This is a genomic window from Amycolatopsis kentuckyensis (assembly GCF_002155975.1).
GTDB classification, from domain to species: domain Bacteria; phylum Actinomycetota; class Actinomycetes; order Mycobacteriales; family Pseudonocardiaceae; genus Amycolatopsis; species Amycolatopsis kentuckyensis.
In genome coordinates this window covers 1-5,306 of record NZ_MUMI01000650.1, presented here as the reverse complement: position 1 = coordinate 5,306, position 5,306 = coordinate 1, and the positions used below count along the sequence as shown (strand labels likewise).

Annotated in this window: 5 protein-coding genes; 4 read left to right on the top strand and 1 reads right to left on the bottom strand. The window is 70.6% G+C overall.

The annotated features are described in order from the left end of the window. On the bottom strand, positions 1–1,349 hold a 1,349-nt coding region (locus CCN39_RS44845), incomplete at its 3' end, for an FAD-dependent oxidoreductase (protein ID WP_086852945.1). Positions 1,350–1,499: 150 nt separating this feature from the next. Here CCN39_RS44845 and CCN39_RS44840 point away from each other — a divergent pair. The 4 genes from CCN39_RS44840 (at position 1,500) to CCN39_RS44825 (ending at position 5,253) form a co-directional block, all read left to right on the top strand. Then, positions 1,500–2,675, top strand: coding sequence for an acyl-CoA dehydrogenase family protein (locus CCN39_RS44840; protein ID WP_086852943.1), 1,176 nt, complete (start codon positions 1,500–1,502; stop codon positions 2,673–2,675). A 19-nt stretch (positions 2,676–2,694) separates the two neighbouring features. Continuing rightward, positions 2,695–4,236 (top strand): GMC family oxidoreductase, encoded by a 1,542-nt coding sequence (locus tag CCN39_RS44835; RefSeq protein WP_086852941.1) that lies wholly within the window; start codon positions 2,695–2,697, stop codon positions 4,234–4,236. A 78-nt stretch (positions 4,237–4,314) separates the two neighbouring features. Further along, positions 4,315–4,773 carry an SgcJ/EcaC family oxidoreductase gene (locus tag CCN39_RS44830; protein ID WP_086852939.1) on the top strand — a complete coding sequence of 153 codons (459 nt, stop codon included), beginning with the start codon at positions 4,315–4,317 and terminating at the stop codon, positions 4,771–4,773. A 24-nt stretch (positions 4,774–4,797) separates the two neighbouring features. Next, positions 4,798–5,253 carry an SgcJ/EcaC family oxidoreductase gene (locus CCN39_RS44825; RefSeq protein ID WP_086852937.1) on the top strand — a complete coding sequence of 152 codons (456 nt, stop codon included), beginning with the start codon at positions 4,798–4,800 and terminating at the stop codon, positions 5,251–5,253. The last annotated feature ends 53 nt before the right edge of the window (positions 5,254–5,306 follow it).

Here is a 5,306-nt window from a genome sequence, read left to right as displayed (position 1 = left end):
GGCTCCGTCCGGCTGTCCCCGGCGGGGGTGCGCGGGGTGCGGAGGGTGCGGAGCACCATGCTCGGGCGCATCAGGCTCTGCGGCGGGTCGATCAGCCCGGCCACGCGCAGGAACGCCTCGCCGAGCCCGGCGTCGTGGGTGGCCGCGGTCTGCAGGCGCGCCATGAAGGCGTTGCCCATCCGGACTTTCAGCGTGCGCTTGCCCTCGACCTCCGGGAACGCGAGATCGCCGCCGGCGGAGATCTCCCACGGCACGTCGACCACCTTCGCGATGTCCTTGAAGTAGGCGCGCGGGTCGGGGAGGCCGGCCTGGAGGTGCTCGCGCAGGGTCAGCGCCTGCAACGCCGCCGACGCCATGCCCTGGCCGTAGACCGGGTTGAACGAGCACACCGCGTCGCCCGCGACCAGGAAGCCCCGGGGAAGCCGGGACAGCTTCTCGAAGCGACGGCGCTGGCTGGCCGGGTACTTGAAGGTGACCGGGGCGCCGATCGGCTCGGCGTCGACGATGGCGTCGTGGACGTCGGGCACCGGCAGCGACTTCGCGAAGGCGAGGAAGCCCTCCTCGTCGGTGGGCGGGTGGTCGCCGAGGATGCCGGTGAGCGACAGCATCCCGAGGCCGCCGCCGAGGGTGTGCAGGAATGCGCCGCGCGGGTTCGCGGGGGTGGCGACGGGGTTGATCGACATGTCGCCGCGGAACGGGTCGACGGCGAAGCGGTACCTGCGGCTGGTGTAGGCGAGCCCGACCTTGACGCGGTCCTCTTCGACGTTCCCGTAGCCCAGGGACGCGAGCCAGCCGGGTGCGCGCGAGCCCTTGCCGGTGGCGTCGACGACGAGGTCCGCGTCGAGCACCTCTTCGACGGCGCCGGGGCCGCGGCCCTGCACGCGGACGCCGGTGACGCGGTCCGCGCCGGCCGCCGCGACCGGGCCGATCACGTCGGTGTTGTCCACGAAGGTCACGTTGGGGATCGCGCGGACACGCCCGCGCACGTGGTCCTCCAGCACCGGACGGGCGACGCCGACCAGGCGCAGGCCGGTGTCGGACGGGCGGATGCGGTGCCCGTCGAAGTACCAGCGGACCTGCCCGCCGAGGTCGCCGACCGGAATGCCCGCGGCGATCAGCTCGGCGGTGAAGCCGGGGAAGAAGTCCTCCAGGATCTCCTGGCCGCGCGCCAGCAGGCCGTGCGCGTGCCGGCCCTGCGGCACCCCGCGGCGGCCTTCCCGCACGCCGGCGAGCGCGTCGCGGTCGACGACCAGCACCTCGGTGAAGACGTCCGACAGCACCCTGGCGACGAACATTCCCGCCATGCTGCCGCCGAGCACGATCGCGCGGTCTCCGACATGACTGCTCATGGCCGTCCTCTCCTTGGGGCTCAAGGAATCCTCACACCGCGTCAGTGCGGCCAGCGTCTTCCCGATTGCGCCCGTGGCGCAACGCTGGAGATGCCTCCGTGCGGAGGCCGGTGCGACGTTGGGAGACGGCCATCGACCGAGGAGGACCCAGTGACCGACGTGCCGAGCCACGAAGAACTCGTCAGCAGGGCGACCGATCTGGTGCCCCTGCTCAAGAAGCATGCACAGTGGTCGGAGGAGAACCGGCGGTTGCACGAAGAGGTCATCGAAGGGCTGGGCGCGGCCGGGTTCTTCAAGATGCGCGTCCCGCGCCGCTACGGCGGTTACGAGGCGAGCGCGCGCACGGTCGTCGAGGTCGCCGCCGAGCTCGGCCGCGGCGACGGCGCCGTCGGCTGGACGCAGCAGGTGTGGTGGATCCCCGGCTGGATGGTGGGCCTGTTCCCCGACTCCGTGCAGGACGAGGTGTACCGGACGCCGGACGTGCGCGTCTGCGGCACGCTCAGCCCGAGCGCGATGGCGACGCCGGTCGACGGCGGGTACCTGGTCAACGGCAAGTGGGGCTTCATCAGCGGCGCGCTGCACAGTCACTGGCAGGAGATCATCGCGCTCACCCCGTTGCCGGACGGCCAGATGATGCCGGTCATGGGCCTGGTCCCGATCTCCGACGTCGAGATCGTCGACGACTGGCACACCATGGGCGTGCGCGGCTCCGGCAGCGTCACCACCGTCGCGAAGGACCTGTTCGTCCCCGCCGAGCGGACCCTCCCGCTGCCCGCGATCCTGCAGGAGCAGTACGCGTCGGCGCTCAACGCGGACCTGCCGATGTACAAGGCGCCGCTGCTCGCGGTCGCCGCGGCCACCACCGTCGGCACCGTGCTCGGCATGGCGCGCGGCGCGATGGAGGCGTTCATGGAGCGCCTGCCGGGCCGGAAGATCACCTACACCAGCTACGACGACCAGCGCGAGGCGCCGATCACGCACCTGCAGCTGGCCGAGGCGTCGCTGAAGATCGACCAGGCCGAGTTCCACAGCTACCGGGTCGCCGACCTGCTCGACGCCAAGTCCGCGGCCGGCGAGCCGTGGAAGATCGAGGAGCGCGCCCGTGCCCGCGCCGAGGTCGGCGTCGTGTGCAAGCTCGCCAAGGAGGCCGTCGACCTCCTCTTCGGGGCCAGCGGCGGTTCGTCGATCTACGAGTCGGTGGCCATCCAGCGCATCGCGCGCAACGTCACCACCGCCAACCTGCACGCGCTGATGTACCCGCCCACCGCGTTCGAGCTGTACGGGCGGGTGCTCGCGGGCCTCGAACCGAACACGCTCTACATCTGATCCGCGTCGGGAGAAGCCCATGTACGACTACGTCATCGTCGGTGCGGGTTCGGCGGGCTGCGTGCTCGCCGCGCGCTTGTCCGAAGATCCGGACGTCAAGGTCTGCCTGCTGGAAGCGGGCCCGGCCGACAACGCCGAGAACATCCACGTGCCGTCGGCGTTCGCCACGCTGTTCCGCACCCGCTACGACTGGGACTACGACAGCCACGACGAGCCCGCGCTGAACGGACGGCGGGTGTTCCTGCCGCGCGGGCGCGTGCTCGGCGGGACGAGTTCGCTCAACGCGATGATCTACGCGCGCGGCAACCGGCTCGACTTCGACGAGTGGGAAACGCCGGGCTGGACCTACGACGAGATCCTGCCGTACTTCAAGCGGTCCGAGGACAACGAGCGCGGCGCCGACGAGTTCCACGGGGCCGGCGGCCCGCTGACCGTCTCCAATGGACGGTCGAACAACCCGAGCGCCCAGGCTTTCGTCGACGCCGCCGTCGAAGCGGGCCTGCCGGCCAACGACGACTTCAACGGGAAGCACCAGGACGGCTTCGGGTTCTTCCAGGTGACCACGCGGGACGGGCGCCGGTGCAGCACGGCGGTGGCGTTCCTCCACCCCGTGCTGGGGCGGCCGAACCTGACCGTCGAGACGAACTTCCAGGCGCACCGGGTGCTGATCGAGAACGGCCGCGCGGTGGGCGTCGCCGGGCAGCGGCTCGACGAAGAGCTGACGATCCGCGCCGACCGGGAGGTCATCCTCTCGGCGGGCGCGTACAACTCGCCGCAGCTGCTGATGCTGTCCGGCGTCGGGCCGGCCGCGCAGCTGGGGATGCTCGGCATCCCGGTGGTGGCGGACCTGCCGGAGGTCGGGCAGAACCTGCAGGACCACGCGCTGGTGCCGCTGACCTTCACGCACTCGCAGCCGGTCAGCCTGCTGACCGCGATGGAACCGCAGAACATCCGGCGGTTCGTCGAGGAGGGCACCGGCCCGACCGCGTCGAACGGCCCGGAAGCGGGCGGGTTCGCGCGCACCCGGTCCGGCATTCCGGCCCCGGACGTGGAGTTCTTCGCGGCACCGATCATGTTCGTCGACAGCGGCCTGGCGTTCCCGACCGCGCACGCGATCTCGTGCGGCCCGGCGCTGCTGACGCCGGAAAGCCGGGGCGGCGTGACGCTCGCTTCGGCGGACCCGACGTCGAAACCGCGGATCGTGCACAACTACCTGCTCGAGGAAGCGGACATGGTGACCGCGGTCGAGGCGCTGCGGATGGGCCTGCACATCGCCCGCCAGCCCGCCATGCGGCCGTACACCGAGGAACTCTTCCGCGCTCCGGAATCGGAGTCGGACCAGGACCTGCGCGCGTACGTCCGCCGCTGGACGCATTCGATCTTCCACGCTTCGGGCAGCTGCGCCATCGGCACCGTCGTCGACGCTTCCCTGCGCGTGCACGGCGTCGACGGCCTGCGCGTCGCCGACGCCTCGGTGATGCCGAAGGTCGGCCGCGGCCAGCCGAACGCGGCGGCCATCGCGATCGGCGAGAAAGCGGCCGACCTGATCAGGCTCGTTTGAGCAAGCACGAATCAAGAAATCGATGGTTCCGCCACCCGGACAATTGTCGCGGGAAGGCCCTCGGATTAGGAGATCTCTATGTCGGTGAGTGCTGAGGACAGGTTGTCCGATTACTACGGTCCGTTCACCAGTGAGCGGGAGAAGGAAGTCTTGGGTGTTCCGCTGCGCCTGGTCGGTGCGTGGGCGGAGAACTCGGCCGATGGTGTGGCCGAGGTGTTCACCGAGGACGGGATCCTGATCCTGCCGGGTGATGTCTACAAGGTCGGCCGGGACGAGATCCGGGCGTTCATGAAAGCCGCCTACGCGGGCCCGTTCAAGGGTTCCGGGGTGACCGGCCAGCCCGTCGACGTGCGGTTCGCGTCGGACTCGGTGGCTTTGCTGCGCACCCACGGCGGGATCCTCGCCGCCGGCGAGACGGAGATCGACCCGGAACTGGCGGTCCGCTCGACCTGGGTGTGCGTGAAGAAGGACGGCGAGTGGTACCTCGCCGGCTACCAGAACAGCCCCCGTGGCGCCGGCGCCACCCTTCGTTGGTAACCACTGCATCTTAAGGAGAAACCCATGCCAGGCAAGGCATCCGAACTGGTGGCAGGCGCCAAGAAGTGGGCCGCCAACTACGGCGACTTCCCCAACGGCGAGGAGGGCGCGATCCTCACGGTTCCGCTGCGCGTCCGCGGCGCCTGGGACCGCAACGACCCCGAGCTGCTCGCCGAGGTCTTCACGGACAACGGCAGCATGCTCGTGGGCGACGAGCAGCTCAAGAGCCCGGCCGAGGTCCGCGAGTACCTGAAGAAGGCCTTCGAAGGCGCCTACGCCGGTTCGCGTCTCGTGGAGACCCCGGTCGTCATCCGGAAGCTCTCCGAGGACGTCGCCTTCGCCGTCACCAAGGGCGGGATCGTCCTCGCGGGCGAAACCGAAGTGGCGCCGGAGCGCGAGGTCCGCGCCACCTGGGTCATCGTCAAGGACGGCGGGGACTGGAAGCTCCTCTCGCACCAGACCAGCCCCATCACCAGCTGACCCACCGCCCCGCCCGAGGCCCCCTGCTCGAGGGAGCAGGGGGCCTCGGGCGG